The sequence below is a fragment of the Paraburkholderia sp. PREW-6R genome (genome assembly GCF_039621805.1).
Taxonomy (GTDB): Bacteria; Pseudomonadota; Gammaproteobacteria; order Burkholderiales; family Burkholderiaceae; genus Paraburkholderia.
The window spans coordinates 850,983-875,257 of sequence record NZ_CP155074.1; the positions used below are offsets into that span (position 1 = coordinate 850,983).

22 protein-coding genes and 1 riboswitch are annotated in these 24,275 nt (G+C 65.4%); of the genes, 12 read left to right on the plus strand and 10 right to left on the minus strand.

Going from position 1 to position 24,275, the window contains the following annotated elements:
• Positions 1 to 23: 23 nt before the first annotated feature.
• Positions 24 to 848, plus strand: coding sequence for an alpha/beta hydrolase (locus AAGS40_RS19025; RefSeq protein WP_345816332.1), 825 nt, complete (start codon positions 24 to 26; stop codon positions 846 to 848).
• Between the two features lie 16 nt (positions 849 to 864).
• On the opposite strand, the gene cobJ is transcribed toward AAGS40_RS19025, so the two are convergent.
• Genes cobJ through cobG form a run of 4 tightly spaced genes read right to left on the minus strand, consistent with a single transcriptional unit; the run spans position 865 to position 5,478 of the window.
• On the minus strand, positions 865 to 2,748 hold the full coding sequence (gene cobJ / locus AAGS40_RS19030) for a precorrin-3B C(17)-methyltransferase (RefSeq protein ID WP_345816333.1): 1,884 nt from the start codon (positions 2,746 to 2,748) through the stop codon (positions 865 to 867).
• Entirely contained in the window at positions 2,736 to 3,467 is a 732-nt protein-coding gene (locus AAGS40_RS19035; RefSeq protein WP_345816334.1) for a precorrin-2 C(20)-methyltransferase, read from the minus strand. The genes cobJ and AAGS40_RS19035 overlap by 13 nt, the downstream gene beginning before the upstream one ends.
• Positions 3,468 to 4,094, minus strand: a complete 627-nt coding sequence (locus AAGS40_RS19040; protein ID WP_345816335.1) for a precorrin-8X methylmutase — start codon at positions 4,092 to 4,094, stop codon at positions 3,468 to 3,470.
• Positions 4,087 to 5,478 carry a precorrin-3B synthase gene (cobG, locus tag AAGS40_RS19045; protein ID WP_345816336.1) on the minus strand — a complete coding sequence of 464 codons (1,392 nt, stop codon included), beginning with the start codon at positions 5,476 to 5,478 and terminating at the stop codon, positions 4,087 to 4,089. Before cobG ends, AAGS40_RS19040 begins: the two co-directional genes overlap by 8 nt.
• 96 nt (positions 5,479 to 5,574) lie before the next feature.
• Positions 5,575 to 5,768: riboswitch (cobalamin riboswitch) on the minus strand.
• Between the two features lie 84 nt (positions 5,769 to 5,852).
• On the opposite strand from cobG, the gene cbiE reads away from it, so the two are divergent.
• From cbiE to cobM, 3 genes are read left to right on the plus strand one after another with little or no spacing between them, the layout of a single operon-like run.
• Positions 5,853 to 7,079, plus strand: a complete 1,227-nt coding sequence (gene cbiE / locus AAGS40_RS19050; protein WP_345816337.1) for a precorrin-6y C5,15-methyltransferase (decarboxylating) subunit CbiE — start codon at positions 5,853 to 5,855, stop codon at positions 7,077 to 7,079.
• Positions 7,080 to 7,092: 13 nt separating this feature from the next.
• Complete coding sequence (locus AAGS40_RS19055; RefSeq protein WP_345816338.1) at positions 7,093 to 7,890, plus strand: cobalt-precorrin-6A reductase; 798 nt, start codon at positions 7,093 to 7,095, stop codon at positions 7,888 to 7,890.
• 25 nt (positions 7,891 to 7,915) lie between these two features.
• Entirely contained in the window at positions 7,916 to 8,644 is a 729-nt protein-coding gene (gene cobM, locus AAGS40_RS19060; protein WP_345816339.1) for a precorrin-4 C(11)-methyltransferase, read from the plus strand.
• A gap of 77 nt (positions 8,645 to 8,721) precedes the next feature.
• Here cobM and AAGS40_RS19065 read toward each other — a convergent pair whose 3' ends face one another.
• Both AAGS40_RS19065 and AAGS40_RS19070 read right to left on the minus strand, forming a co-directional pair.
• Positions 8,722 to 10,272, minus strand: coding sequence for a phospholipase D family protein (locus tag AAGS40_RS19065; protein WP_345816340.1), 1,551 nt, complete (start codon positions 10,270 to 10,272; stop codon positions 8,722 to 8,724).
• A gap of 499 nt (positions 10,273 to 10,771) precedes the next feature.
• The gene (locus AAGS40_RS19070) at positions 10,772 to 12,265 is read right to left on the minus strand and encodes an MDR family MFS transporter (protein ID WP_345816341.1); all 1,494 of its coding nucleotides are present in this window, start codon (positions 12,263 to 12,265) and stop codon (positions 10,772 to 10,774) included.
• Between the two features lie 232 nt (positions 12,266 to 12,497).
• Here AAGS40_RS19070 and AAGS40_RS19075 point away from each other — a divergent pair, with 232 nt between their 5' ends.
• The 3 genes from AAGS40_RS19075 to AAGS40_RS19085 all read left to right on the plus strand — a co-directional run bounded on the left by AAGS40_RS19075 (position 12,498) and on the right by AAGS40_RS19085 (position 14,932).
• On the plus strand, positions 12,498 to 12,764 hold the full coding sequence (locus tag AAGS40_RS19075; RefSeq protein ID WP_345816342.1) for a DUF1488 domain-containing protein: 267 nt from the start codon (positions 12,498 to 12,500) through the stop codon (positions 12,762 to 12,764).
• Between the two features lie 195 nt (positions 12,765 to 12,959).
• Complete coding sequence (locus tag AAGS40_RS19080) at positions 12,960 to 13,595, plus strand: carbonic anhydrase (protein WP_345816343.1); 636 nt, start codon at positions 12,960 to 12,962, stop codon at positions 13,593 to 13,595.
• A gap of 221 nt (positions 13,596 to 13,816) precedes the next feature.
• Complete coding sequence (locus AAGS40_RS19085; RefSeq protein WP_345816344.1) at positions 13,817 to 14,932, plus strand: alkene reductase; 1,116 nt, start codon at positions 13,817 to 13,819, stop codon at positions 14,930 to 14,932.
• A 138-nt stretch (positions 14,933 to 15,070) separates the two neighbouring features.
• Here AAGS40_RS19085 and AAGS40_RS19090 read toward each other — a convergent pair whose 3' ends face one another.
• On the minus strand, positions 15,071 to 15,655 hold the full coding sequence (locus AAGS40_RS19090) for an alpha-ketoglutarate-dependent dioxygenase AlkB (protein WP_345816509.1): 585 nt from the start codon (positions 15,653 to 15,655) through the stop codon (positions 15,071 to 15,073).
• Between the two features lie 618 nt (positions 15,656 to 16,273).
• Here AAGS40_RS19090 and AAGS40_RS19095 point away from each other — a divergent pair.
• Positions 16,274 to 17,236 carry a hypothetical protein gene (locus AAGS40_RS19095; RefSeq protein WP_345816345.1) on the plus strand — a complete coding sequence of 321 codons (963 nt, stop codon included), beginning with the start codon at positions 16,274 to 16,276 and terminating at the stop codon, positions 17,234 to 17,236.
• Between the two features lie 23 nt (positions 17,237 to 17,259).
• Here AAGS40_RS19095 and surE read toward each other — a convergent pair whose 3' ends face one another.
• From surE to AAGS40_RS19110, 3 genes are read right to left on the minus strand one after another with little or no spacing between them, the layout of a single operon-like run.
• Positions 17,260 to 18,039, minus strand: coding sequence for a 5'/3'-nucleotidase SurE (gene surE, locus AAGS40_RS19100; protein WP_345816346.1), 780 nt, complete (start codon positions 18,037 to 18,039; stop codon positions 17,260 to 17,262).
• 51 nt (positions 18,040 to 18,090) lie between these two features.
• Complete coding sequence (locus AAGS40_RS19105) at positions 18,091 to 18,828, minus strand: LrgB family protein (RefSeq protein ID WP_345816347.1); 738 nt, start codon at positions 18,826 to 18,828, stop codon at positions 18,091 to 18,093.
• Complete coding sequence (locus AAGS40_RS19110; RefSeq protein WP_345816348.1) at positions 18,825 to 19,196, minus strand: CidA/LrgA family protein; 372 nt, start codon at positions 19,194 to 19,196, stop codon at positions 18,825 to 18,827. Before AAGS40_RS19110 ends, AAGS40_RS19105 begins: the two co-directional genes overlap by 4 nt.
• 148 nt (positions 19,197 to 19,344) lie before the next feature.
• Between AAGS40_RS19110 and AAGS40_RS19115 the strand changes: the two genes are divergently transcribed.
• The 4 genes from AAGS40_RS19115 to AAGS40_RS19130 all read left to right on the plus strand — a co-directional run bounded on the left by AAGS40_RS19115 (position 19,345) and on the right by AAGS40_RS19130 (position 24,220).
• Positions 19,345 to 20,517 carry an epoxide hydrolase family protein gene (locus AAGS40_RS19115; RefSeq protein WP_345816349.1) on the plus strand — a complete coding sequence of 391 codons (1,173 nt, stop codon included), beginning with the start codon at positions 19,345 to 19,347 and terminating at the stop codon, positions 20,515 to 20,517.
• Between the two features lie 289 nt (positions 20,518 to 20,806).
• Positions 20,807 to 22,171: a sigma 54-interacting transcriptional regulator gene (locus tag AAGS40_RS19120; protein ID WP_345816350.1), complete on the plus strand. Its 1,365-nt coding sequence runs from the start codon at positions 20,807 to 20,809 to the stop codon at positions 22,169 to 22,171.
• A gap of 438 nt (positions 22,172 to 22,609) precedes the next feature.
• A complete protein-coding gene (locus tag AAGS40_RS19125; protein WP_345816351.1) occupies positions 22,610 to 23,584 on the plus strand; it encodes a hypothetical protein in 975 nt (324 codons plus the stop codon).
• A gap of 21 nt (positions 23,585 to 23,605) precedes the next feature.
• Entirely contained in the window at positions 23,606 to 24,220 is a 615-nt protein-coding gene (locus tag AAGS40_RS19130) for an HAD family phosphatase (RefSeq protein ID WP_345816353.1), read from the plus strand.
• Positions 24,221 to 24,275 lie beyond the last annotated feature (55 nt).

A 24,275-nucleotide genomic window follows, 5' to 3' on the forward strand; every position in this document is an offset into this window, starting at 1 on the left:
GGATTGAATAATCGGGGGACGTCATGACTGAGCTTTATCGCGGAATGGATCAGACGGCGCTACGCGCCGCTTACGACAACGTGGCGGCCGTCGCGGACGCGGCCGCATGCATGCTCGGTTTCCAGACGCGCAGCGCGGAGCTTTATGAAAGCGTGACATGCCGGCGCGATATCGCGTATGGTCCGCGGCCGCGTCAGCGCTTCGACTGGTTGCCTTGCGGCAACGCCGAAGCGCCGCTGTTCGTGTTCATTCACGGTGGCTACTGGCAGGCGCGCAGCAAGGAGGATTTCGCGTTTGTCGCGAGCGGGCCGCTCGGGTGCGGCTTTAACGTGGTGCTGGCCGAATACACGCTGGCGCCGGAGGCAACCATGACGCAGATCGTCGGCGAAATCGGCACATTGCTCGACGCCCTCGCTGCCGATACTCACGGGCTCGGCACCCGTGCGCCTGTCTGCCTCGCGGGCCATTCGGCGGGCGGCCAGCTGAGCGCGTTGTATCGCGCGCACGAGTCGGTGGTTCACGCACTGCCGGTCAGCGCGCTCGTCGATCTCGAACCGATCGCAATGTCGTGGCTAAACGACAAGCTCCAGCTCACGCCGCAAGAGATCGCAGCGTACAGCCCGATGCGACACAGCGGCCACGGCGTGCCCATGACGATCGCCGTGGGTACCGCGGAGTTGCCCGAACTCGTCCGGCATTCGCAGGAGTATGCGGCGGCGTGCGAGCGGGCGGGTGAGCAGGTGCGATTCGTGCCGCTTGCCGGCCGCAATCACTTCACGATACTCGACGATCTCGCCGAGCCCGACGGCGTGCAGATGCGCGCGGTCATGGCCGCGATGCAGCGGTGATGCGCGCCGTTCCGGTTCACGGGTACCAGCGTGGCGTGTAGATCCACTCCGCGCCTGGCAGGTGTTCGGCGCTGTCGGCTTCACCCGCTTCGGCGGTGCCTTCGGAACCGCTTGCGCGGCGGGGAAAAGCGCGCGTGGTCGACGATCCGACGATCAACATGGTCCGCATGTCCACATCCGACGAGCGCAATTCGCCGAGCGTCATGGTGCGTAATGTGGCGCCGGGCCGGTCGATATCCCGGCCGATCACTACGCGCGTCGACGGGCTGCGATATTCGCGCACGATGTCCAGCGCCTTGTCGAGTTGCCACGGACGGGCGCGCGAAATCGGGTTGTAGAACGCCATCACGAGATCGGCTTGTGCGGCATGCCGCAGGCGGGTTTCGATGATCGTCCACGGCTTCAGGTTGTCCGATAGCGACAGCATGCAGAAGTCGTGGCCGAGCGGCGCGCCGGCCTGGGCAGCAGTGGCGAACGCGGCCGACACGCCGGGCACGATCGTCAGCTCGACTGCGGCCCAGTCGGCATTGTGCGACGTTTCGAGCGCTTCGAGCACGGCGGCGGCCATCGCGAACACGCCCGGATCGCCTGATGAGACCATCACCACCGCTCGTCCTTCGCTCGCCAGCTCGAACGCATGGCGCGCGCGTTGCATTTCCTCGCGATTGTCCGTGCCATGCACGCGTTGACCGGCGCGCAGCGCGCCGGCCATCCGGACATAGGTTTCGTAGCCGAGAATGTCGGTGGCGTCGTCTAGTGCGCGGCGCGCGGCGGGCACCATCAGCTCCGCACTGCCAGGGCCGAGGCCGATCACCGTCAGACGGCCGCGCGCGCGGCCGATGGTGTCGGCGTCCAGCGCCAATGTCGCCAGCGCGAGAGTGGTGCCTCGATCGGCGTCGCTCGGCAGCGTTTTGTACGGGACGCGCAGAGCGGCGTGCAGCAGGCCATCAGTCAGGCCGCGAGTCTGGCTGTCAGTCAGGCCATGAGTCTGACCTCCAATCAGGCCGCGAGTCAGGCCATGAGTCTGTCCGTCAGTCCGGCCATGAGGCACGCCGTGAAGCCGCGCGGCGTCGTCGGAATGTGCGGTAATGAAGCGCAGTGGCACGCCGAGCTCCGCTGCGGCATGCGCGAGCGCGGCGTCCGTCATGCGCGACGATGGCGCGAGCAGCGCGGCAAGTGACTGCGCGGCAAGTCCGTGCGCAGCCAGTTCTTCGCGTACGCGAGCGGCGATCCCGTCGCCGGCAGGCCCAGGCGACGCCACCTCCGCCACTACACAGCGCGGATGAATCACCAGTTCATCCCGACTTCCGTCCCACGCACGCGGCGTCACACGAATCGCGAGCCGCGCCGTCTCCGAGCAAGGCAGTTGCGCATTGTCCAGCCACGGCGCATCACCCTCGACACGTGTTTTCTCCCCCGCGAGCAGATCCGACACGAAGCGCTTGCCCTGTCCGATATCCGCAAGCACATAACCATCGGGCGGGTTGAGCACGCAAGTGCCGAAGCGCAGTTCGCCGCTCGTCGTGATGCCAGGAGAAACGGCGAGCGCAGAAGCAATCTTGCGCGCCATCACGTTCACGCCGGCCAGACCGCCAAGCAGCGGCACGACCGCGCTGCCGTCTTCGGCAACGGCGAGCACCGGCGGTTCGACACCCTTGTCCGACAGCAGCGGCGCAACGCACCGGATCACGATGCCCGCGGCGCACAACGCGACGATCGGCGTGCCGCGCGCGTACAGATCGCGCAGATGCACACCCAGCTCGCGATAGCCCACGTCCGCTTCCACTCGCCCCTCGAGCGCGTGCACGTCGCTGCCCTCGAAGAGCGCCTGAATGCGCCGCGCGGTGGGCAGCGCGCCCGCGCCGAGAATCACGATAGCGGGTGGCGTCAGCCTTGCCATTTTTCCCCCGGCACGACGAGCAGCGAGAAATACGGCGATGCCATCGGATCGACTTCGGCCAGCGGCACGATGCGCTGATTGCCCATCGTCGCGCGTTCAACATAGAGCGCGCGACGATCGAGGCCGAGTTCGCCGAGCACACGCCGGACCTTGTCGAAATTGCGCCCGAGTTTCATCACGACGGCGGCGTCGGCATCCGCGAGGCGGCGGCGCAATTCGTGTTCGGGCAGCACGCCCGACAGCACCGACAGGCTCTGGTTGCGATACACGAGCGGCGCGCCGAGCACGGCCGCACCGCCGAGCATCGAGCACACGCCCGGCACGACCTCGCTTTCGTAGCGCGCCGCGAGCCGGTCGTGGAGGTACATGTACGAGCCGTAGAAAAACGGATCGCCTTCGCAGATCACCGCGACGTCGCGGCCCGCGTCGAGATGGGTGGCGACCACTTGCGCGGCCGTGTCATAGAAGTCCGCAATGATCGCTTCATACGACAGCGGCGGCTCCAGCGCCTCGGTCGTGACCGGGTACACCATGGGCAAGTGCTGCTGCGCGTCGTGCAAATGCGTTTCGATGATGCTGAACGCGTTGCCTTTCTTGCCCTTCGCGACGAAATAACCCACCACGTGTGCCGCTTTCAAGAGGCGCAGCGCTTTTAACGTGATGAGTTCCGGGTCGCCGGGGCCGACGCCGAGTCCGAACAATCGTCCTTGCGCCGCCATTTACTCGACCTCCGTCGCCAGCGCGTTCACGGCCGCCGCGGCCATCGCGCTTCCGCCGCGCCGCCCGTGCACCACCACGTAAGGCACGCCAACGCGGTTTTCGGCAAGCGCCGCTTTCGATTCGGCCGCGCCCACGAAACCCACCGGAAAGCCTAGAACGAGCGCGGGTTGCGGCGCGCCGGCCTCGAGCATGTCGAGCAGATGGAAGAGTGCGGTCGGCGCATTGCCGATCACGACGACGCTGCCCGCGAGATGCGGCCGCCAGAGTTCGAGTGCGGCGGCCGAGCGCGTATTGCCGATCTCGCGTGCCAGTGACGGCACACTGTCGTGCATGAGCGTGCAGATCACTTCGTTTTTTGCGCGCAGACGCGCGCGAGTGACGCCTTGCGCGACCATGCCGGCGTCGCACAGAATTGGCGCGCCCCGCGCAAGTGCCGCGCGGCCTGCCGTACCGGCGCCGGCCGAGAAAGCAAGATCGTCGACGACGTCGACCATGCCGCACGCGTGAATGACGCGCACCGCGAGTTTTTCGAGGTCGGCTGGAATGCGGGAAAGCTCGGCTTCCGCGCGGATGATCGCGAACGATCGACGATAGATTTCCTGACCGTCGCGAATGTATTCAGACATCGGGGGCACTCCGGGCCAGTTGATTGAGCAGGCTCGCCGCCTGGTCGATCGTCAGTCGGTGCGCGACGCACTCGCCGAAACCCGGCTGGGCGTCGCGTCGATAAAGGTCGTAAAGGCCGGGCGCGACCGCAAGCAACGTGTACGGCGCGCAGTGCGCGGCGGCGCACGAACGCAGGCAACCGCTCAGGTGCACGTCCACATCGGGCGGCAGGCGCTCGGCGAGTTGCAGCGCGTCGGCTTTCGTGTCGGCCAGGCCCTTTGCACAGCCGCTCGAACCCGTGCACGCAATCAGGCGGGCGAGGGGCTGTGCGCGCTCGCGCGCGAGGCCGAGCGCATCGAATTCGTCGAGCACGGCTGGCACGTGGTGCCCGGCGATATCGGTGAGTAGCACGCTTTGCCAGGGCGTAACGTGCAGCGTCGCGTTGCCTTGCCGTTGCGCGAGCACGGCAAGCCGCTGGAGGCTTGCGGCGTCGAGCCGGCCAAGCGGTACTTGCGCGCCCGCATGCCACAGGTGCGGCGTGTGCTGTCGGTGCGCGCCTAAGCGCAGCGTAGCGTCGGCGGCTGCCGTGCCGCGCCAGTTCGCGAGGGAAGCGTCGCGCGTGAGCGGAAAGTCCAGGTACGTTTGCGCGTGCCGCAAGATCGTGTCGACGGCGCGCACGGCGAGCAGGTCGCGCATGCGGGTCGCGTCGGCGTCGGCGAGGTCGACGAACGTCAGCAGCAACGCACGCGCAAGCGCGGGGACCTGCGACGGCAGCACGGCGGCGAGCGCCGGAGCCGCGTGCTGCGCCGCGCCCGTCTGCAAGCGTGGTGCACACCCCGCCAGCCCGAACACGAAGCGCACGCCGTCACGCGTCGCTGTTGCCGCAAACCACACGTCATGTGGATGATCGACCCGCACGAGGCGTTCGCCGCCGTCCAGCATCAATGCGAACTTTGGCGACAGCGCGGCGAACCGCGTTTCGCCTTGCAGCAGCGCGAGCAGCTCGGCGCAAATGGGGCGAGTGTCGATCAGCGCAGCCGGATCGCGCCCGGCCAGCGGGCTGATCATCACATTGCGCACGTCGTCCGCCGCTGCACTGGCCGGGTCGATCGGACCGAGCCCCGCGCCGATCAACGCGGCGCTCAACGCTGCTTCATGCCCGCTTCGCACGCCGCGCACCTGCAGATTGGCGCGATTGGTCAGCTCGATGACGCCGCTGCCGTGCAGCGCGCTGCTGCCGGCGATGGCCGAAGCCTGGGCTGCCGTCAATTCGCCGCCGGGCAGTCGGATCCGGCAGATGCCGCCGTCGCGCGCGGCGACGATGCGCAGCAGCCCCGGACACGCCGAGGGCCGCAGCGTGGCAACCGCGTCGGACAAAACGGAGGAGAGCGTGGCTCGATTCAAGACGGACACCGGAGTTAGCGTCGCGCGACGGCCCGAGCAAGCCGCCCGCGAGGCGGCTGTGGCTTCGGCATCGGTACACCCCGCCCGACGTTGGTTGGCACGAACAGTCTCGCCGGCAGGTCTCCTGGCTCGCAGGTCATGGTCCGCCGCAGCCTTCCCAGTCCTGCCGAGGCGGCAGGACCAGTGGCACGCGGAGCAGGCGGACTCGCTGCATACAGTTGCGGGGGCAGCCACAGTAACGCTGTGTTCCCTCTTCGGCCCCGAAGGGCACCGGCGGCTGTATTATGCCTTTTTTCGAACAGCACAACGAGGCTGGACGCTTTGATCAGCGTGGCTCAGCGCAACTTTTGAAGACACAGAACGAGGATGGATGCATGCCGGCATGGCTGACCGTGGTGGGCATCGGCGACGACGGTTTCGCCGGCCTCGGACGACCCGCGCGGCGCGCTTTGCTGCAAGCGTCGGTAGTGTATGGCGGCGAACGTCATCTGGCGATGCTGCCCCGGCGGCTCGGCGCACGCCGCACGGCATGGCCGCGTCCGTTCGATCTCGCGCCGTTGCTCGCCGAGCGGGGCGGCGCGGTGTGCGTGCTGGCGAGCGGCGACCCGATGCTGTTCGGCGTCGGCGCGACGCTTGCGCGCCAGTTGCCCGCTGAGGAGCTGCGCGTGCTGCCTGCGCCGTCGTCGCTGTCGCTGGCGGCGGCGAGGCTTGGCTGGCCTTTACAGGATGTCGCCACGGTCTCGCTGGTCGGACGTCCGCTGCCGGCGCTCAATGCGCATCTGCACGATGGTGCGCGCGTTTTCGTGTTGAGCGCCGACGGGCGCACGCCCGCCGCGCTCGCCGAACTGCTCAACACACGCGGCTTCGGCGCGACGCGAATGATCGTGCTCGAACACCTGGGCGGGGACGACGAACGGCGCATCGACGGCCGCGCGGATCAGTGGCCGGCGGGCGAGGTCGCGGCGCTCAATCTGATCGCGCTCGAATGCCGCGCCACGAACGGCGGCCCGCGTCTGCCGCTGACCTGCGGCCTGCCCGACGACGCGTTCCGTCACGACGGCCAGTTGACCAAACGCGACGTGCGCGCCATCACCATTGCACGCCTCGCGCCGACGCCCGGCGAACTCCTGTGGGACGTGGGCGCGGGCAGCGGCTCGATCGGCATCGAGTGGATGCGCGCGCATCCCACGTGTCGGGCGATCGCGGTCGAAGCGCACGCGGAACGGCAGCGCTTCATCGAACATAATCGCGATGCGCTGGGTGTGCCTGGCCTGCAACTCGTCGCGGGGCGCGCACCCGACGCGCTCGCCGGTTTGCCCACGCCGGACGCAGTATTCGTGGGCGGTGGCGCGACGGTGCCGGGCGTGCTGGACACGTGCTGGGCGTCGTTGCGCGACGGCGGCCGGCTCGTCGCGAATGCGGTGACGTTGCAGGGCGAGGCGGTGCTCGCCGCATGGCGCGAGCGTCACGGCGGCACGCTGACACGCATTGCGCTGGCCGATGCACAGCCGCTCGGCGGCTTCGACACATGGCGCCAGGCGCTGCCGATCACGCTGCTCGATGTCGTGAAAACGGCGGCCGATGCGTCGCGCGCGAGCTAGGCGGAGCCGGCCCATGACGCGAATCCTGCTGCTCGGCGGCACCGGCGATGCGCTCCTGATCGCGCGTCAGCTCGGCGCTGCGCACGTGTACAGCCTGGCCGGCCTCGGCAAGGTGCCGGACGATCTCGTGTGCACGGTGCGTGTGGGCGGATTCGGCGGCAGCGAGGGCATGGCGCGCTATATCGAGGCTGAGCGGATCGGCCTCGTGGTCGACGCAACGCACCCGTACGCCGCGCGAATCAGCGCGAACGCCGTGCAGGCGAGCCGCGCGGCGCGCGTGCCATGCTGGGCGCTGCGCCGGCCCGGCTGGCAAGCGGGAGCGGGCGACGACTGGCGCATGGTCGGCGGCTGGCCGGAGCTGATCGGGCAGCTCGCGCCATTTCGCCGACCTCTATTTACGCTGGGGCGCGAACCGCTTGCGCATCTGGACGACATCCCCGCGCATCAGTTCTGGACCGTGCGCTGTCTCGAGTCTGACGCAACGCATGCGCGCGCGCGGATTCTGGCGACACGCGGTCCCTTTACGCTGGAAGGCGAGCGCGCGCTCTTTGAAGCCAACGCTTTCGACGTGGTGGTCAGCAAGAATAGCGGCGGCAACGCGACGGAAGCGAAACTCGTTGTGGCGCGCGAGCGCGGCCTGCCTGTAGTGATGCTGCGTCGTCCGGTGCTGCCGCCGGTCGATCGCGAATTCGAGCATGTTGCCGATCTGCTTGCCGTGTTGCCCGACGCGTTGCAAGCGTCGCAGGCGTCGCAAGCGCTACAGCCAACCCAAACGTTGCAGGCGCGGCAGGCGCGCACGACCGGCGCGTGACTCAATGCATGATCTGGAGTGTTGAATGACGGTGTTTTTTATCGGCGCGGGTCCCGGCGATCCGGAACTCATCACGGTCAAAGGGCAGCGCCTCGTGCGCAGTTGTCCGGTGATCCTGTACGCGGGCTCGCTCGTGCCGTCCGCGGTGCTCGAAGGCCATAGCGCCGCCCAGGTGGTCAATACCGCGGAGCTCGATCTCGACCAGATCGTGGCGCTGCTCGAAGCGGCGCACGCGAAAGGCCAGCACGTGGCGCGCGTGCATTCCGGCGATCCGTCGTTGTATGGTGCAATCGGCGAACAGATTCGCCGTCTGCGGATGCTTGGGATTCCGTATGAAATCGTGCCCGGCGTGACAGCAACGGCCGCCTGCGCGGCCACGCTCGGTTGCGAACTCACGCTGCCCGAAATTTCGCAAACGCTGATTCTGACACGCTACGCGACGCGCACGTCGATGCCTGACGGCGAGCAGCTCGGCGACCTCGCCCGGCACCGCGCGACCATGGCGATTCATCTGGGCGTGCGGCATCTCGCGCGGATCGTCGATGAACTGCGGCCGCATTACGGCGGCGCGTGTCCGATCGCGGTGGTCTATCGCGCGAGCTGGCCGGACGAAGAAAAGATCACCGGTACGCTCGACGACATCGTGAGCAAAGTGCAAACCACGCAGATCGAGCGAACGGCGCTGATTCTCGTGGGGCAGGTGCTGTCCGCCGAAGGTTTCGCGGACTCGACGCTTTACGGCAAGCGCGACTGAGCCGCGATGTGGGAGCAGGACTCCGCGCGCCAGGCGTCACTCTTCCGGACGAACGGCTTCTTCCCCACCCGTTGCGCCTACAGGTAAGACTCGATCGGCAGTATCGACATGAACCACACTCCGAGCCGCTTGAACCAACCCGTGTTGGGTTCGGTGGTGTAGCTGCGTTCGTGGTTGCTGTCCTGCGCGATCCAGAACAGCTTGTCCTTGTGGTCCAGCCGCACCGTATAAGCCATTTCCGGCACGACCGTGTGGAACGTCGTCGTGATCCTGCTGGCCAGCGCCGGGCTGTCGATGATGAGCCCGAGCTCAGTGTTGAGCTTCGCCGAGCGCGGGTCGAAGTTGAATGAGCCGACAAACGCGCGGCTCGAATCCACTGCGAACGTCTTCGCGTGCAGACTCGAACCCGAACTGCCGAATCCGCCGGTGTGTTCCTTGCCGCCCCGCTCTGCGGCGTCGGGGCTGGCGGCCCGCCGCAGCTCATACAGTTGCACGCCGCCCTTTAACAGCGCGACGCGGCGTTTCGCGTAGCCGGAATGCACGGCGGCGACGTCGGTGGCTTCGAGTGCGTTCGTCAGCACGCGCACGGACACGCCGCTTGCCGCCAGTTGCGTGAAGTACTGCACACCCGCGTCGTTCGGCACGAAGTAGGGCGAAACCAGATCCAGCTCCTCGTGCGGTTCGCCGAGAATGTCGTGCAACTGACGCAACACCAGCGCATCGCCGGATGCCTCGTTGAGTCCCTTGGCCGGATCGTCGCTGACGAGGCGCGTCTTCGCCCATTCGAGCGGCAAGGTCCCGGCCGGCAGTTGCTGTGCGATGGGCAGGTCGCGCACCGCGTTCGCATATGCGGTCGCAGCGGGATCATGCTGCATCGACTGCGCTTTCGCGGCCAGTTCGCCCAGGTGGTCCGCGCTCACCGGCCGCAGGATCCGGTCGACGGGATAGGCCGAGCCGCTCGACCAGTAGCGGTCGAAATCCTGCGCGACATCGCTTGCCGCCGGGCCGACGGCGAGCACGTCGAGGTCCGAGAACACGACCCCGTCGGTCGCGCCGAAATATTCGTCGCCGATATTGCGGCCACCGACGATCGTCGCGCTGCTGTCGGCGGTCATCGATTTGTTATGCATGCGACGGTTGGCGCGCGAAAAATCGGTCAGAAAGCCGACGAACTTCGGCTTGCGCACCACGAACGGGTTGAAGAGTCGCACTTCGATGTTCGGATGCGCATCGAGCGCGGCCAGCGTCGCGTCGAGCGACGGCGGGATGCCGTTGTCGTCGAGCAGCAGGCGCACGCGCACGCCGCGGTCGGCCGCTTCGTGCAACTGTTCGAGCAGCAGCGTGCCGGTCAGATCGTCGTGCCAGATGTAGTACTGCACGTCGAGCGTGCGCTGCGCGGCGCGTGCGAGAAACACACGCGCGGCGAATGCGGCGCGGGGATTGTCGAGCGGGTAGACGCCGGACAGGCCGGGATGCGCGGCGAGCATGGGCGCGAGCGCGTGACCGATGGGGGTCGTCCGGGCCTGTGTGCGGTCGAGCGCGGCCGATTCGCTGCGGCCGGCGAGGGACGGCAGCGCGCAGCCGGTCAGCAGCAGCGTACACAGCAGCAGTGTCCAGAGGGTACACAAGCGGCTGCCTGACTGAGCGGCGCGGCGTGCACGAGCGGCGTGACGGGTGGCGCCATTGGCGCGACTGGCCCGACTGGCGCAACTGGCGCAACTGGCGCAACTGGCACAACTGGCACAACTGGCACAACTGGCACAACTGGCACAACTGGCGCGGGCGGCGTTATTTGAAGGGCCGGCGCCCTCGATACAATCGGCGCGAAACGCGCGTAGAGCGGGAGATGGCGGCAGTGCTTGCATCATGTCGTCGAAGTCCTGTCGTGCGCCGGCGCGGGCCTGGCTCGTGCAGCGTTGCGGGGCTACCGTAAAAGCCTCGCCATAGTGCCACGACCGGGCGCCGTCGACCTGGCAGACTGCGCGCACCATCCCGCCATGTCGCAGCCGAACGCGCGGCAAACGTCACAGGCTCCGCACCGTCGGAAGGCCGCGAGTCCGCTATCCTGGCGTCATGGTGAAGCCCGGCACCGGACGTGACAAGCGCCGCCGGACCGCTCGCTGCCCGTCAGTCTTCCAGCGGCGAGAGCGCCTCGAGCGGCATCTTTCTCTCGCCGCCAATGCTGATCGGCGGAACGAACGCGAGCAGCACGACCACGAAAATCGCGATCACAAAGATCGACACGAACGTGAGGTGCAGCGACTGGTGCAGCACCATGCGCACGGTATCGCTGTCGCCCAGGCTGCCCACCTGGTTTTGCAGCAGCGCTCGCAGTTGCTCCGACGTGACGACCGCTGCCCCCTTCGTGTGACTGAGCCCGAAGTTGAGGACCGCGCCAAATAGCGTCGCGCCGAGCGTGCTGCCGAGATTGCGCGAAAACAGGTTCGACGCCGTCGCGCTGCCGCGTTCGTCCATGCCGACGATCTCCTGGATCAGCACGAGCGCACTGACGCTTGACGTGCCCATGCCAAAGCCCATGATCAGCGACCCAAACGCGGCGACGAGCGGCGAGCCGCCCGGCGACAGGAACAGCAGCAGCACGGCGCCGAGCGGCACGAACGCGCTGCCGCCGATCAGGATGCGCCGCAGACCGATGCGGTGAAACGACTTCGCAGCGAGCGTCGCGCCGGTGGGCCAGCCGACCATCATCATGGTCAGCGCGAGACCGGCAATCACCGGCGAGCGGTGCAACACGCCCTGCACGTACATGGGCAGAAACGTGGTGGCGCCCATCAGGATCATGCCCGAGAGGAGCGTCGCGCCGTTGGACGCGGCGATCGGCCGCCGGCCCCACAGCGTGAACGAGATCATCGGCTCGGGTGCGCGGCGCTCCTGCCGCACGAACAGCAGCAGGCAGACGACGAACGCGCCGGCGGCGAGCGCCGCTTTGCCGGCTTCGTCGTCGCCGGCGTAGGTCAGGGCCATCATCAGCGCGGCGATCGTAGCCATGAACAGCGCTGCGCCGCCGAAGTCGATGGACGGCCGTGCGTGGCGCTCCGATTCGCGCAGATACGCAATGAAGCCCGCCGCCGACGCGAGGCCGATCGGCACGTTCATCCAGAAAATCCAGGCCCACGAAAGATTGTGGATGATGAAGCCGCCGACCATCGGCCCCACCACGGCGGAAATCGCCCAGACGCTCGCGAGATAGCCCTGCACCTTGCCGCGTTCGCGCGCAGGATACAGATCGGCGACGATGGTCAGCGTGACCGGCTGGATCGCGCCCGCGCCGACGCCCTGTATCAGGCGGAACGCGATCATCGCGGGCATTGACCACGCGAAGCCCGCCAGCACCGAACCGACCAGGAAGATGGCGATGCCGGCCAGCACGACCGGCTTGCGCCCGTACAGATCGGCAAGCTTGCCGAACACGACGGTCATCGCGGTCTGCGTCAGCAGGAACGACGAGAACACCCAGCTATACAGATGCAGGTCGCCGAGTTGCGCGACGATCTGCGGCATGGCAGTGGAGACGATGGTGGCTTCAATGGCGACCATCGCCATGGACGCCATCACGGCGGCGATGACGAGTGGACGCGACGTTTGCAGATTGCGGGGCATGAGGCGAGCGTTAGTATCAGAATAAGAGGCGCGTCGGACGTGTTGAAAGACGCCAGACCGTGCACGCCGGGTGGCGCGCGTCGACGAATCAGCGAGGCCGCGGGAGCGCGGCCGGTGTCGAGTATGCACCTTGCGGAGAATCCGCGCTAAGCGCGAAACAGCAGTTATAGCGAACGCGTGTGGCATGACGCTTGCGCGCGAGCAGCTTTCTTTCGACAAATGGAGGGTCATCATGAGGATCGAATTCACCGGACGCCGCGAAGTCGTGGCAGCGGCACGCGTCGCCTTCGAAGCCAATGTCGATGGGGCAGACGTCTGGTGCAGCGTGTCGCTTGACGCGCTCAACAATCATTTCGGCAATGAAGGTCCGTCCGCGCACGATCTGGTCGGCACGTTCGAGGCAAATCGTGCACAGATTGAAAACGCTACCCGCAAGGTCCTCGAAAAGAATGGCGGAAAGTCCGTCGAACTGGAAACGGGCGATTTCAACCGGAACTAACCGCTTACGCTCCCAATAAGTGAGGCAGGACCGGCGCGCCTGTTTCGGTCCGCCGGCCTCGCGACGCATGGCGCGCGCTGTGGCGGTCGTCATGCACGATAGATGATGCCCAGGTGAATCTGGCGGATGGAAATCCAGGCGGCAGCTACGGTATAGTGCCGCGAAAACTCAATCGTCGAGTCACGGGAGACTATCGTGCAAGAAATCATTGAAGGCTTTATCCGCTTCCAGCGGGAAGTTTTTCCGCAACAGATCGAATTGTTCAAGCGCCTGTCCACCGCGCAAAGCCCCAGCACGCTGTTCGTCACCTGCTCGGACAGCCGCGTGGTCCCCGAGCTGGTCACGCAGGCCGAGCCAGGCGCGCTCTTTGTGATCCGCAATGCGGGCAATATTGTGCCGTCGTATGGGCCCGAGCCCGGCGGCGTGTCCGCCACCGTCGAATATGCAGTGGCGGTGCTCGGCGTGCGCGACATCGTAATCTGCGGTCACTCGAATTGCGGCGCGATGACCGCGATCTCAACGTGCATGAATTTGGACCATCTGCCGGCGGTCGGCGGCTGGTTGCGTCACGCGGATGCCGCCAAGGCGATCAACGCGTCGCGTACCTATCACTCGGATGCCGAGCGGCTCGACGCGCTCGTCAAGGACAACGTGGTCGCGCAACTGTCGAACATCCGCACGCATCCCTCGGTTGCGGTAGGACTGGCGAACAAGACGCTGCAATTGCATGGCTGGATCTTCGATATTGAGAGCGGGGCAATGCTCGCACTGGACGGCCGCACTGGGACGTTCGTGTCGCTGCTCGACAATCCGCACGTATTCGCGGTCTGACCGGCGCGCTGGCTTGCGGGTCGCATGACCCGCCGTGCGCCGCATTCACGCCCGGCCATGCGGGAGCAGGGCGGCGGCCCGCAACTTGCTAGAGCCGACGACGTGTTTGCACCTTCTGATACAGAATGGCCCGTGCTCATATTGCAGCGCTGATGTGCTGCTGATGGCGCGCCCATGCGCCGGGCCACTTTTCCATGCATGTCTATCGTCAAGGGAACCCCATGTCCGCTGAATCCGCTCAGATCGACAGTTACCTGTTTGAACCCGTGAAGGTCGGCCCGCTGCAGTTGCCGAATCGCATCGTCATGGCGCCGCTTACGCGCAGCCGCGCGAAAGAAGCCGACGTCCCGAGCGAACTCGCGATCGAGTATTACGCGCAGCGCGCGAGCGCCGGTCTGATCATCGCTGAAGCCACGCAGATCTCGCCGCAAGGCAAGGGCTATGTATTTACGCCCGGCATTTACGACGACGCGCAGGTGCAGGCATGGAAGCGCATTACCGACGCCGTGCACGCGAAGCAAGGCCACATTTTTCTGCAACTGTGGCATGTGGGCCGCATTTCCCACCCGTCGCTGCAACCGGGCAATGCGTTGCCGGTGGCGCCGTCGGCGATCAAGCCCGAAGGCCAGGCTTACACCGACGAAGGTTTCGTTCCGCACGTGACGCCGCGCGCGCTCGAGACCTCGGAGATTCCCGGCCTCGTCGAGCAATACCGCGTCGCCGCGCAGAACGCCAGGGCAGCCGGTTTCGACGGCGTCGAGATTCACGCGGCCAACGGCTATCTGCTCGACCAGTTCCTGCGCGACAAGACCAACCGACGCACCGACCAGTACGGCGGTTCGATTGAAAATCGCGCGCGCTTGCTGCTCGAAGTCGCCGATGCGGTGACCGGCGTGTGGGGCCCCGAGCGCGTGGGCGTGCGGATTTCGCCGCTCAGCGGCTTCGGCGATATTTCCGACAGCAACCCCGAACCGCTGTTCACCTACGTGGTGAAGGAGCTGAGCGCTCGCAAACTCGTGTACTTGCACGTGATCGAGGGTGACACGGGCGGCACCCGCGACGTGCCGGGCGGCTTCGACCTGCAGGTGTTGCGCGACGCATTCGACGGTCTTTTCATGGCCAATAACGGTTACGACCTGGCGCTCGCGCAAAGCATGCTGAAAGCAAAGCGCGCGGATCTGATCGCCTTCGGCCGGCCTTTCATCTCGAACCCCGATCTGGTCGCGCGACTCAGGAGCGGTGCGAGCCTGAACGAGCCCGACCCGAAAACGATGTATGGCGGCGGCGCGGAAGGCTATATCGACTATCCGACGCTGGAGCAGGAAGCAAAAGGCTGACTGTGGATGGATCGGTTATGCCCGCGCGCTGTGGGTGCGCGCGGGTGATGCGAAAGCGTAGGGCATGGCGGAAGGTGTGCCGCCATGCGTTCTCCATATCTTCTACATCCAGCGGCAGCAGCACGCCACCGCGCAGGATCAACTGCTAAAGCAGCGAAACGCAAGGCTGATGCGCGGCCCGCAGATCCCAGCCGTTTTCGGAATGCCGTGTTCGTGCGTGAATTGCGACGCGTAGCTCATGACAAGGCAACTGCCTGCCTCGAGTTCCACATGCGCGACGCGGCCGCTCCTGGTGTCTTTGGGCCGGATCGACATGCGGCGGCTCGCGCCGAGCGAAATGACGGCAATGGGCGCGCCTCGCACCAGTTTTTCGGTTTTGTCGTGATGAAGCGCGACGCTGTCGCTGCCGTCGCGATAGAGATTCAGGCCGACGCGATTGAACGGCGCGCCGATCAGCGAGCGAACCGCCGCAAACGCCTCGCCAAGCGGCGCAGGCAGGTTTGGCGCCTCATGGGCGAACGTGGCGAGCAGGCGCGGCACCGCGACTTCGCGGTCATACATCATGCGCTGCTGGCTCAACCAGCCGACGTTGCCGAGCGCCTGCTCGAACCACCGTTGCGCGGTGGCCGCCGTGACACAGTCTGGTAGGTAGCGAATGCCGCCCTCGTGGTCATGCACGAGAGCGACGGGTTCCGGAGCGAAAAGAGTTTGTTGTGACACCATCATTCCGATGCAGGTTGAAGTCTGCCTCACCTGTCGAGCAGCGCCGACGGGTCAGCCTTCCACCATTATACTGTGTTTTTATACAGTATTTTTCGTTGCGGGACGGGGCAGTTGAAGCCGACCCAACGGTGGGACTGCACGATCCACAGCGCGCCCGGACCAGGTGGGCAGGGTTCGCCGCAACAGATGTTGTTGTCCAGCGATTTGCGAAGCTCCACAGGCACGTTCGCAAAACATTGATTCGGACATCCAACAATTATCAGATGAAACGGTCAATGTTGCCCGGCACTCAGGTCTTTTCGGACAACATGGGTGTGCGGATCGGACGAAAAGCTGTCGTTAGCCCGGAAAACGAAGAATCGATGCATCCGGCTCGCACAGACTGTCGTAGGAGATCTGATCGGCCTGCACTCGCGGTCGTCGGGTATCTTTTGACTCGCCGCGAACCCTCCTACGGATCTGAGCGGTTCGCCTGACCGCGGGAGGGCATGTCAACGCCTGGAAGGGGGACACGTCATGCATAGCGAACCCACGAAGTTGGTTTTCACCGGACTTCTCGTTGGTGCAGTTGCGGCTGCGGCAGTCGGGACCTTTGTTTCGCAGTCCGGCAGACATTGGTTGTCGACGGATGAACTCGGCTCCGCGCGCGACGATCCGGCGGCACACGAAACACGCGCCGACACGATGAGCGGAACGGTGACGCCCGCGCCGCTCGCCGCGCGCAATGACGCTGCGGGAGCAGCCGACGCGGCGGCGGTCGCGGGCGACCTGCAGGCGGCGCGCGAGAGTCTGCAACGCAACGATCTGGTTGCCGCGCAAGCGCAGTTGAATGCGGTCGAACCGGAACACGAAGACGATAGCCAGGTGCGCGCTCTGCAACGTGAGGTCGAGGCGCGCGCCAATGCCGCTGCACTGGACGGCAGCGCGCCGCCACGCAAGCCGAAGCAGGCGCGCACGCCTTCATCCACGCTGACGAAAAGCACACGTGCTCACGAGCGCCATGAGAACCGTCTGGCGTCGCAACAGCATTCAGGCCATATGGCAAGCGATGCGCAACGGCGGCACGAGAGTCAAACGGTGACCGTCGAAAACAGCACCGGCGACAGCGGTTCAATCGTTGCGCAAAAGCCAGCCGGCACGTCCAATGCGCCAACACAGAGCGTGGCGCCCGCAAGTGCGCTGCCCGCAGTTCCGGCTGCACAGGTGGCAGCTCCGGTGCCGGCGCCGCCTGTCGTGTCTCAAGCGGCACACGAAACAGTGCAACCGGCATCGCAATCCGCGTCACAACCGGCATCCCAACACGCCACTCAGCCAGCCGCTGCGCCACCGGCACTTGAGCGCGCACAGCAAGCCGCGCCGCAGACCTTGCCGACGGCGCAAGTTGCACCGCGAGCGCCGCTGACCGCGACCGCCTCGTCGACTGGCACGCAAATCAGCGCCGATTCCGGGCCGAAAACCCGCGCGCAGGTGCGCGAGGAAATCGTCCGTGCGCGCAGCGACGGCAGTCTGCCTGCCTTCGGCAACCCCGACCCCGCAGGACCGGGCGGTGCGCCGAGCATGAGCCTCGCGCCTCGTCCGTGATCTGCGCGAGGGCGTGCGTGACGTTATGCAAGCGATGCTGTGAGGTGGCGCAGCGTACCTTCGTCGGTGCGATCGAATGCGAGCGGCGTCACGGACACGCGGCCCGACGCGACCACCGCCGTTTCGCTGTCGGGATCGTTGACACGGGCGCCGCGTTGAAAGCGCAGCCAGTGGTAGGGGATGCCGCGCGGGTCGACTTCCGGCAGCACCTCGATACCTTCGATAAGGCCTACGCCTTGACGCGTCGGCGTGAGCGGGCCGGCAGCGGCGGCGTCGACATCGGGGAAATTGATGTTCAGGCAGACGGGCGCGGCATGACCGATTGCAAGCAACTGGCGGATCACGCCGGGAGCAAGCGCGCGCGCCGTGTCCCAGCGCACGTTATCGCGATCGCTGAAGGTCTGGCTCAACGCGAACGACGGCAAGCCCAGCAGCAGGCCGGTCATTGCCGCGCCGACCGTGCCGGAAAACATGGTCTCCACGCCGAGATTGCCGCCACGGTTAATGCCCGACAGAATCAGCGTAGGTGGCGTATCGCGCATCAGATGGCGCACGCCCATCACGACGCAGTCGCCAGGCGTGCCGACCACACCAAAACGCCGCTCGCCCTGGCAGCTCACGCGCAGAGGCGAGTGCAGGCTGATCGAATGCGACGTTCCGCTCTGATCGTGCTCGGGGGCGACCACCCAGACTTCGTGCGCGATGTCGGCGGCAACGGCTTCGAGCACGGCGAGACCCGGCGCGTCGATGCCGTCGTCGTTCGTCAACAGCACGCGCGGCACTTTGGATTCGTGGACAGACATCGCGGAAGGCTCCTCTTTCTTGATTGGACGGGAACGTTATTATCGCAATCTTTATCCGAACCACCGCGCCACCACCGGCATCAACACCGGCACGACAAACGCGGTGAACACCCCGTTCAGTCCCATCCCGAGCCCCGCGAACGCGCCCATTTCCTCGCTCACCTGAAAAGCGCGCGCCGTGCCGATACCATGCGAAGCAATGCCGAGCGCAAAGCCGCGCACTTCGGGTTCAGCAATGCGCAGCGTGTTGAGAATCGTGCGCGCGAACACAGCGCCGAACACGCCCGTGGAAATGACCAGCACTGCCGTCAGCGAAGGAATGCCGCCGATCTCGGACGCGACCGCCATGGCAATCGGTGTGGTCGCCGATTTGGGAGCGAGCGATGCGATGGTCTGGTGTGACGCGCCGAACAGCGCCGCAACGCCGACCGCCGACAGGATCGCCGTCAACGAACCGGCGACCAGTCCGCCGATCAGCGGGAACGCCGACCGCCGCAACTTGGGCCACTGCCGGTAAAGCGGTAAAGCGAGCGCGACCGTCGCCGGGCCGAGCAGAAAATGCACGAACTGCGCGCCTTCGAAGTAAGTTGCGTACGGTGTGCCGGTTGCTTCTAGCAGCGCAACGAGCAGCGCCACCGCGATCAGCACCGGATTGGCCAATGGATTGAAACGTGCCTTGGCATAAAGCTTCTGCGCGATCAGGTAGGCGATCAGTGTGATCGTCAGTCCCAGCAACGGGCTCGCGGCGAGATAGACCCAGATTGCACCCAGCTTTGGCATCGCGGTCATTGCGCCGCCTCGTCACGCGTTGCGCCGCGATTCTGGCGACGCAGCAGCGCTCGCGTGACGAGCGCGGCCACCGCGATCGCGAGCGTCGTGCTTACCGCAACCGACACGATCACGGCTACGGCGTCGCCGCGAATCCGGCTTGCCGACACCATGATGCCGACGCCCGCTGGTATGAACAGCAGTGAAAGATGACGCAGCAGTTCGAGCGCGGTGGGCTCGATGGCGTCGGCGGTTTGCGGACGCATCATCAGAAAACCGAACAGCAATAGCATGCCGATGACCGGGCCGGGAACGGGTAAATGGAAGAAATACGACACGCCTTCTCCCAGACATTGAAAAACAAGCAGAGCAGCAAGCGCTCCGAGCATGACGACCTCCCTCACGCGGTACGGAAAATGCGCTCATTGTGTACCATGCGGATTGCTTCGTGACCAATAGCCGGAAGACATCCCCTGGTATTACGCAGCACGCGCGCGAAGCGCACGCGATCCTTCACCCTGCGCGGAGCCCGTTGTCATGCAGATAGAACCATTCCAGATTGCCGTTCCCGACGATGCGATCGACGACCTGCGCCGCCGTCTTCGGGCTACGCGCTGGGCGCCCGTCACGCCGTCGCCGGCATGGCAACAGGGTGTCGATGCCGCGTGGCTCCGCGAACTGGCCACGTATTGGGCCGACCAGTTCGACTGGCGCGCGGCCGAGCGCAGGCTCAACGAACAACCGCAGTTCCAGGCGGACGTTGACGGCCAACGCGTGCATTTCGTGCATCGCCGCGGCGCAGGGCCCGCGCCTTATCCGCTCGTCGTCACGCACGGCTGGCCTGGCTCGTTCTTTGAATTTCATGCGCTGCTCGACCTGCTTTGCGATCCCGCGGCCACGGGCGGCGATCCGGCGGACTCGTTCGATGTGGTCGTGCCGTCGCTGCCTGGCTTTGCTTTTTCGCAGGCGCCTGCGCAACCCGGCATGTCGGCGTTTCAGGTCGCGGATCGATGGGTCTCGCTAATGCGCGGGCTCGGCTACGAGCGCTTTGGGGCACAAGGTGGCGACATCGGCGCGGGTGTTTCCGTTGCGCTTGCCGCACGGCACGCCGATACCGTCGACGGCATCCACCTGAATTTTCTGCCGGGGACGTATGAGCCGGCGATCGGCGCGGCGCAACAGCCGCTCACTGCGGAAGAAGAACACTTTCTGCGCGAGAAAGCCGGGTGGGTCGCGCTCGAAGGCGGCTACGCGCACATGCACGGCACGAAGCCGGTGACGCTGGCAGCGTCGCTAAACGACTCGCCTGTCGGTCTCGCCGCCTGGATCGCCGAGAAGTTTCGCGCGTGGAGCGATTGCGGTGGCGACGTGGAGAGCGTGTTTTCAAAAGAAGCGCTGCTTACCAACATTTCGCTTTACTGGTTCACGCAGTGCATCGGCTCGTCGATCCAGATCTATTGGGAAAATCGTCTGCAGCCCATGCGGTTCGACGGGGGCGAACGCGTGAGGACGCCCGTGGGCTTCGCGCATTTCCCGAAGGAATTGAGCCAGCCGCCGCGTAGTTGGCTCGAAAGGACTTTCAACGTCGTGCAGTGGACCGATATGCCAGCCGGCGGCCATTTCGCCGCTATGGAGAAGCCTGAGTTGCTGGCGGCGGACATCCGGCGGTTCTTCAGGCCATTACGGCAAAAGCAGGCTGACACACGTTGAGGGTGCTTCGCGCGGCCTCACTTCGGTAAGGGCTCGCGCGCGTGCTATGCGAGCGGGCAGGACCAGACGCACAGGCACGGCAGGCGCGTTATGTATGTTAGGTATCCGTGGCCGGAGCATCGTGTACGGATATGATCCATCTTTGACACCGCGTTTCCATACGATTGGCAGCGCCCGCCAGCGCAACAGCGCGGTGAGGCCCGGGCCGTTCGCATGCGACGCCAACCAGGCGGCGACGGGCCCGACAGGGCCGTCGAACAGGGCAGCGCCGCACAACAAGTTTAAACCGATGCACACAACGAAGGCTATTACGAGGCGCGTCATTTATTTCACGCGCGATCCTTCGCCCACACTGCTTGCGCAGTTTCAGGGGCGGGACTGGGACGTCGAGATATTCCGGTCCGTTCGCGAGGTGCGTCAGGCTTTACAGGACGGCTCGCTGACAGGCGGGCTGGTCGATCTGACGAGCGTGTTCGAACCGAAACAGGCGGCGGAATTCGAAGCCTGCCTGGCGATGCCGAACGTCGGCTGGGTGGCAATGGCCGCCGCCGCGCAACTCGACGACCCGACCACGCGCCGCCTCGTGCGGGACTACTGCTTCGACTACGTCACGTTGCCCGGTACCGATGCACGGATCGTCGATACAGTGGGTCACGCGAGCGGCATGATCTCGCTGGGCGAGCCGTTCTTTATCGACGCTTCCACGGCCGAAGGCGATATGATCGGCTCGTGCGAGGCGATGCACGCGCTGTTCCGGCGCATCCGCAAGGTTGCGGTGAGTGACGCGCCCGTATTCGTGTCGGGTGAATCCGGCACCGGCAAGGAGCTGACCGCGGCCGCGATCCATGCGCGCTCGCCCCGCCGCAATGCACCGTTTGTCGCGATCAATTGCGGCGCGATCCCGCCACATCTGTTGCAGTCCGAATTATTTGGGTACGAGCGCGGCGCATTTACCGGCGCGAATCAGCGCAAGGTCGGCCGCGTCGAAACCGCCAATGGCGGCACCTTGTTTCTCGACGAAATCGGCGATCTTCCGTTCGAGAGCCAGGCGAGCCTGTTGCGCTTCCTGCAGGGCAACACGATCGATCGCCTCGGCGGCACGGGCTCGATCAACGTCGACGTGCGCATCATTTCGGCAACGCACGTGAACATGGAAGCGGCGATCGAAGATGGCCGCTTCCGTGCCGACCTGTACCACCGTTTGTGCGTATTGCGCATCGACGAGCCGCCGCTTCGCGCCCGCGACAAGGACATCGAACTGCTCGCGCTCCATACGCTCGATCGCTACCGCAAAGATGCGAGCCGGCGGCTATATGGGTTCTCGCCCGACGCGATCACCGCGATGCACCGCTACGACTGGCCGGGCAATGTCCGCGAGCTGATCAACCGCGTGCGGCGCGCCATCGTCATGTCGGAGGGACGCACGATCACGGCGGACGATCTCGAACTGTCCGACTTCGTTGCCATTACCCCGGTCACGCTGGCGCAGGCGCGCGAGACGGCGGAGCGGCAGGCGATCGAACTTGCGCTGCTGCGGCACAGGGGACGTCCTGGCGATGCCGCGCGCGAGTTGAGCGTGTCGCGCGCAACGCTGTACCGGATGCTCACGGCCTACGGCATGCGCGAAGTGGACGACGGCGAAAGTCGTGACTGAAATTTTCGTCTGACGGAACAGCAGGACGCAGGGCATGCGTATCGCCATGCGCGTCCTGAAAACGATTTACCGCTCATTAATGACTCGCTTTCAATTAGCAAACTGCAATTGTTTTATCGACCCGCGATCCGCGTCGTTGCCGTTGCATTGCCTGTTCTCGCTTGCGTAACGTATTGCTGTGTTTTGGCGGAAACGCGACGCACAGACGTGAAACGATAAACCTGACTGATACGTGCGTTCCCGGTTCTTCTGGATCCATCTCCGCACATCTGAAACCCGGCTCGAGTGTGACGCCATTCAAGGTGCGAGCCGCGGCGCGACGGCTGCGCGTCTCGCGCGGGCTTCCAGCCTGTCCCGCGTTAATGCGCTGGTCGATATCGGCGATTAACGGCAGCGCTGGAAAGAGCGGACCGTCTCTCACGCATGGTGAGGAGTAACGTGAATCTTTTTCCTTGCACTCTGGTTTATGTCGATGTGGACGGGGAACCTGGACCGAACTCGACTAATCGCGACCCGTTATCGTATGTGAATCAGGCGGTCTGCCTGAATCACAGCTTGCGGCGATTGGGTGAGCCGGTATTGACGATCATCACCAATGCGCCGGCGCTCGTTTCGCAACGGCTTGAAAGCGTCCCGCCTGCAAAGCGGCCCGCCGTGATGCAACTGAATGCGACAATCGAATTGCCGAAGAACACACCGTTCTACGCCGCGCATTTCAAGCTCGATCTGATGGATCAGATCGCGAGCACGCTGCCCGCCGACGACATGATGCTGCTGCTCGACGCCGACATGGTGGCCTTGTCTCCCCTTGAATCCGAGCTGATCGAACGGTGTGCGGAAGCGGGTCTTGGCGTGTTCGACATCTCGGACCAGGTGTTTCCGGCGTACGGCAGCGCACGCGTCGTGGCCGATCTGGAGATCGTCGCCGAGCGGCGGCTGATGAATCCGCGCTGGTACGGCGGAGAGTTCATGCTCGCGACGCCAGCCGCGCTGCGCCGACTCGTGCCACGTGCGCGTGCGGCCTATGCACGCTATCTGAGCGAAAGCGGCCGGCTCGAACATCATGGCGACGAGGCATTCATTTCCGCCGCGCTCAACGCGCTGACCGACGATGGCCAGGTCGTGATCGAGGTGGGCGCATATCAGGCCGTGGGGCGTCACTGGGCGGGCAATAATTATCGCGATCTGCGCTGGTTTCGCTGCTGTTCGTTCGTGCATCTGCCCGGCAGCAAGGCGCTGCTGGAAAGAGAAGCGCGTTTCGCTGACTTCGTCCCCGACCGTTTCTGGCGACACATGCGTTCCGCGCATTTGCGCGGACGCGTGCGTCACGCGGCGAAGCGCATTGCGCGAACGCTGAGTGCGACGCGGCTTGCACTGCGATCGGCTGGCGTGCTGCGTGGAGCGAAGGGATAACCTGTCGAGGGGCACGACGGCATGACCTCATCCATCGCGCTCGTTCTGTTCGACATGGAAGGCGTTCTGTCCCACTACGACCGCGCCGCGCGCGTGAATGCGCTTGCCGCACTGACGGGACAGACGCCGGACACCGTGCGTCATGCGATCTGGGGCTCGGGACTCGAAGCGCGCGCGGACGCCGGCGAGATCAGCGACGAAGTGTACCTGCGCGAATTGGGCACGGCGCTGCGCTATCCCGTCACGGCGGACGAATGGTTGAGTGCACGCCATGCGTCGATCACACCCGATCACGACGTGCTGGCCCTCGCCAGTCACGTCGCCGAACGCTGCAGTATTGGAGTGCTAACCAATAATTGCCGTCTGCTGACGCAGAACATCGGCTTTCTCAATCCGCCCGTGGCGCTCCTTTTTGGCAAACACGTGTACGCATCCGCCGAGTTTGGTGCGGCGAAGCCTGCAAGTGAACCTTATATCGGCTGCGTGCAGCGCCTTGGTGTAGCTGCAGACCAGACACTCTTTATCGACGATACGCCGGCCAACGTGGAGGGCGCAATGCGCGCCGGGTTGCAAGGCTACCGGTTCGTCGACGTCGCCGGCCTCGCAGACGAATTCAGGCGCGTTCAACTGCTCTAGCCGCGATCGGCGCGACGTCGGCATCCAGCCCGAGGCTCGCCGGGCGAGACGGAAA

What these genes read in the sequence shown, in the direction of transcription:
- AAGS40_RS19025 (WP_345816332.1), top strand. Translation starts at nt 24, where the DNA reads ATGACTGAGCTTTATCGCGGAATGGATCAGACGGCGCTACGCGCCGCT.
- cobJ (WP_345816333.1), bottom strand. Translation starts at nt 2,748, where the DNA reads ATGGCAAGGCTGACGCCACCCGCTATCGTGATTCTCGGCGCGGGCGCG.
- AAGS40_RS19035 (WP_345816334.1), bottom strand. Translation starts at nt 3,467, where the DNA reads ATGGCGGCGCAAGGACGATTGTTCGGACTCGGCGTCGGCCCCGGCGAC.
- AAGS40_RS19040 (WP_345816335.1), bottom strand. Translation starts at nt 4,094, where the DNA reads ATGTCTGAATACATTCGCGACGGTCAGGAAATCTATCGTCGATCGTTC.
- cbiE (WP_345816337.1), top strand. Translation starts at nt 5,853, where the DNA reads ATGCCGGCATGGCTGACCGTGGTGGGCATCGGCGACGACGGTTTCGCC.
- AAGS40_RS19055 (WP_345816338.1), top strand. Translation starts at nt 7,093, where the DNA reads ATGACGCGAATCCTGCTGCTCGGCGGCACCGGCGATGCGCTCCTGATC.
- cobM (WP_345816339.1), top strand. Translation starts at nt 7,916, where the DNA reads ATGACGGTGTTTTTTATCGGCGCGGGTCCCGGCGATCCGGAACTCATC.
- AAGS40_RS19070 (WP_345816341.1), bottom strand. Translation starts at nt 12,265, where the DNA reads ATGCCCCGCAATCTGCAAACGTCGCGTCCACTCGTCATCGCCGCCGTG.
- AAGS40_RS19075 (WP_345816342.1), top strand. Translation starts at nt 12,498, where the DNA reads ATGAGGATCGAATTCACCGGACGCCGCGAAGTCGTGGCAGCGGCACGC.
- AAGS40_RS19085 (WP_345816344.1), top strand. Translation starts at nt 13,817, where the DNA reads ATGTCCGCTGAATCCGCTCAGATCGACAGTTACCTGTTTGAACCCGTG.
- AAGS40_RS19090 (WP_345816509.1), bottom strand. Translation starts at nt 15,655, where the DNA reads ATGGTGTCACAACAAACTCTTTTCGCTCCGGAACCCGTCGCTCTCGTG.
- surE (WP_345816346.1), bottom strand. Translation starts at nt 18,039, where the DNA reads ATGTCTGTCCACGAATCCAAAGTGCCGCGCGTGCTGTTGACGAACGAC.
- AAGS40_RS19105 (WP_345816347.1), bottom strand. Translation starts at nt 18,828, where the DNA reads ATGACCGCGATGCCAAAGCTGGGTGCAATCTGGGTCTATCTCGCCGCG.
- AAGS40_RS19110 (WP_345816348.1), bottom strand. Translation starts at nt 19,196, where the DNA reads ATGCTCGGAGCGCTTGCTGCTCTGCTTGTTTTTCAATGTCTGGGAGAA.
- AAGS40_RS19115 (WP_345816349.1), top strand. Translation starts at nt 19,345, where the DNA reads ATGCAGATAGAACCATTCCAGATTGCCGTTCCCGACGATGCGATCGAC.
- AAGS40_RS19120 (WP_345816350.1), top strand. Translation starts at nt 20,807, where the DNA reads ATGCACACAACGAAGGCTATTACGAGGCGCGTCATTTATTTCACGCGC.
- AAGS40_RS19130 (WP_345816353.1), top strand. Translation starts at nt 23,606, where the DNA reads ATGACCTCATCCATCGCGCTCGTTCTGTTCGACATGGAAGGCGTTCTG.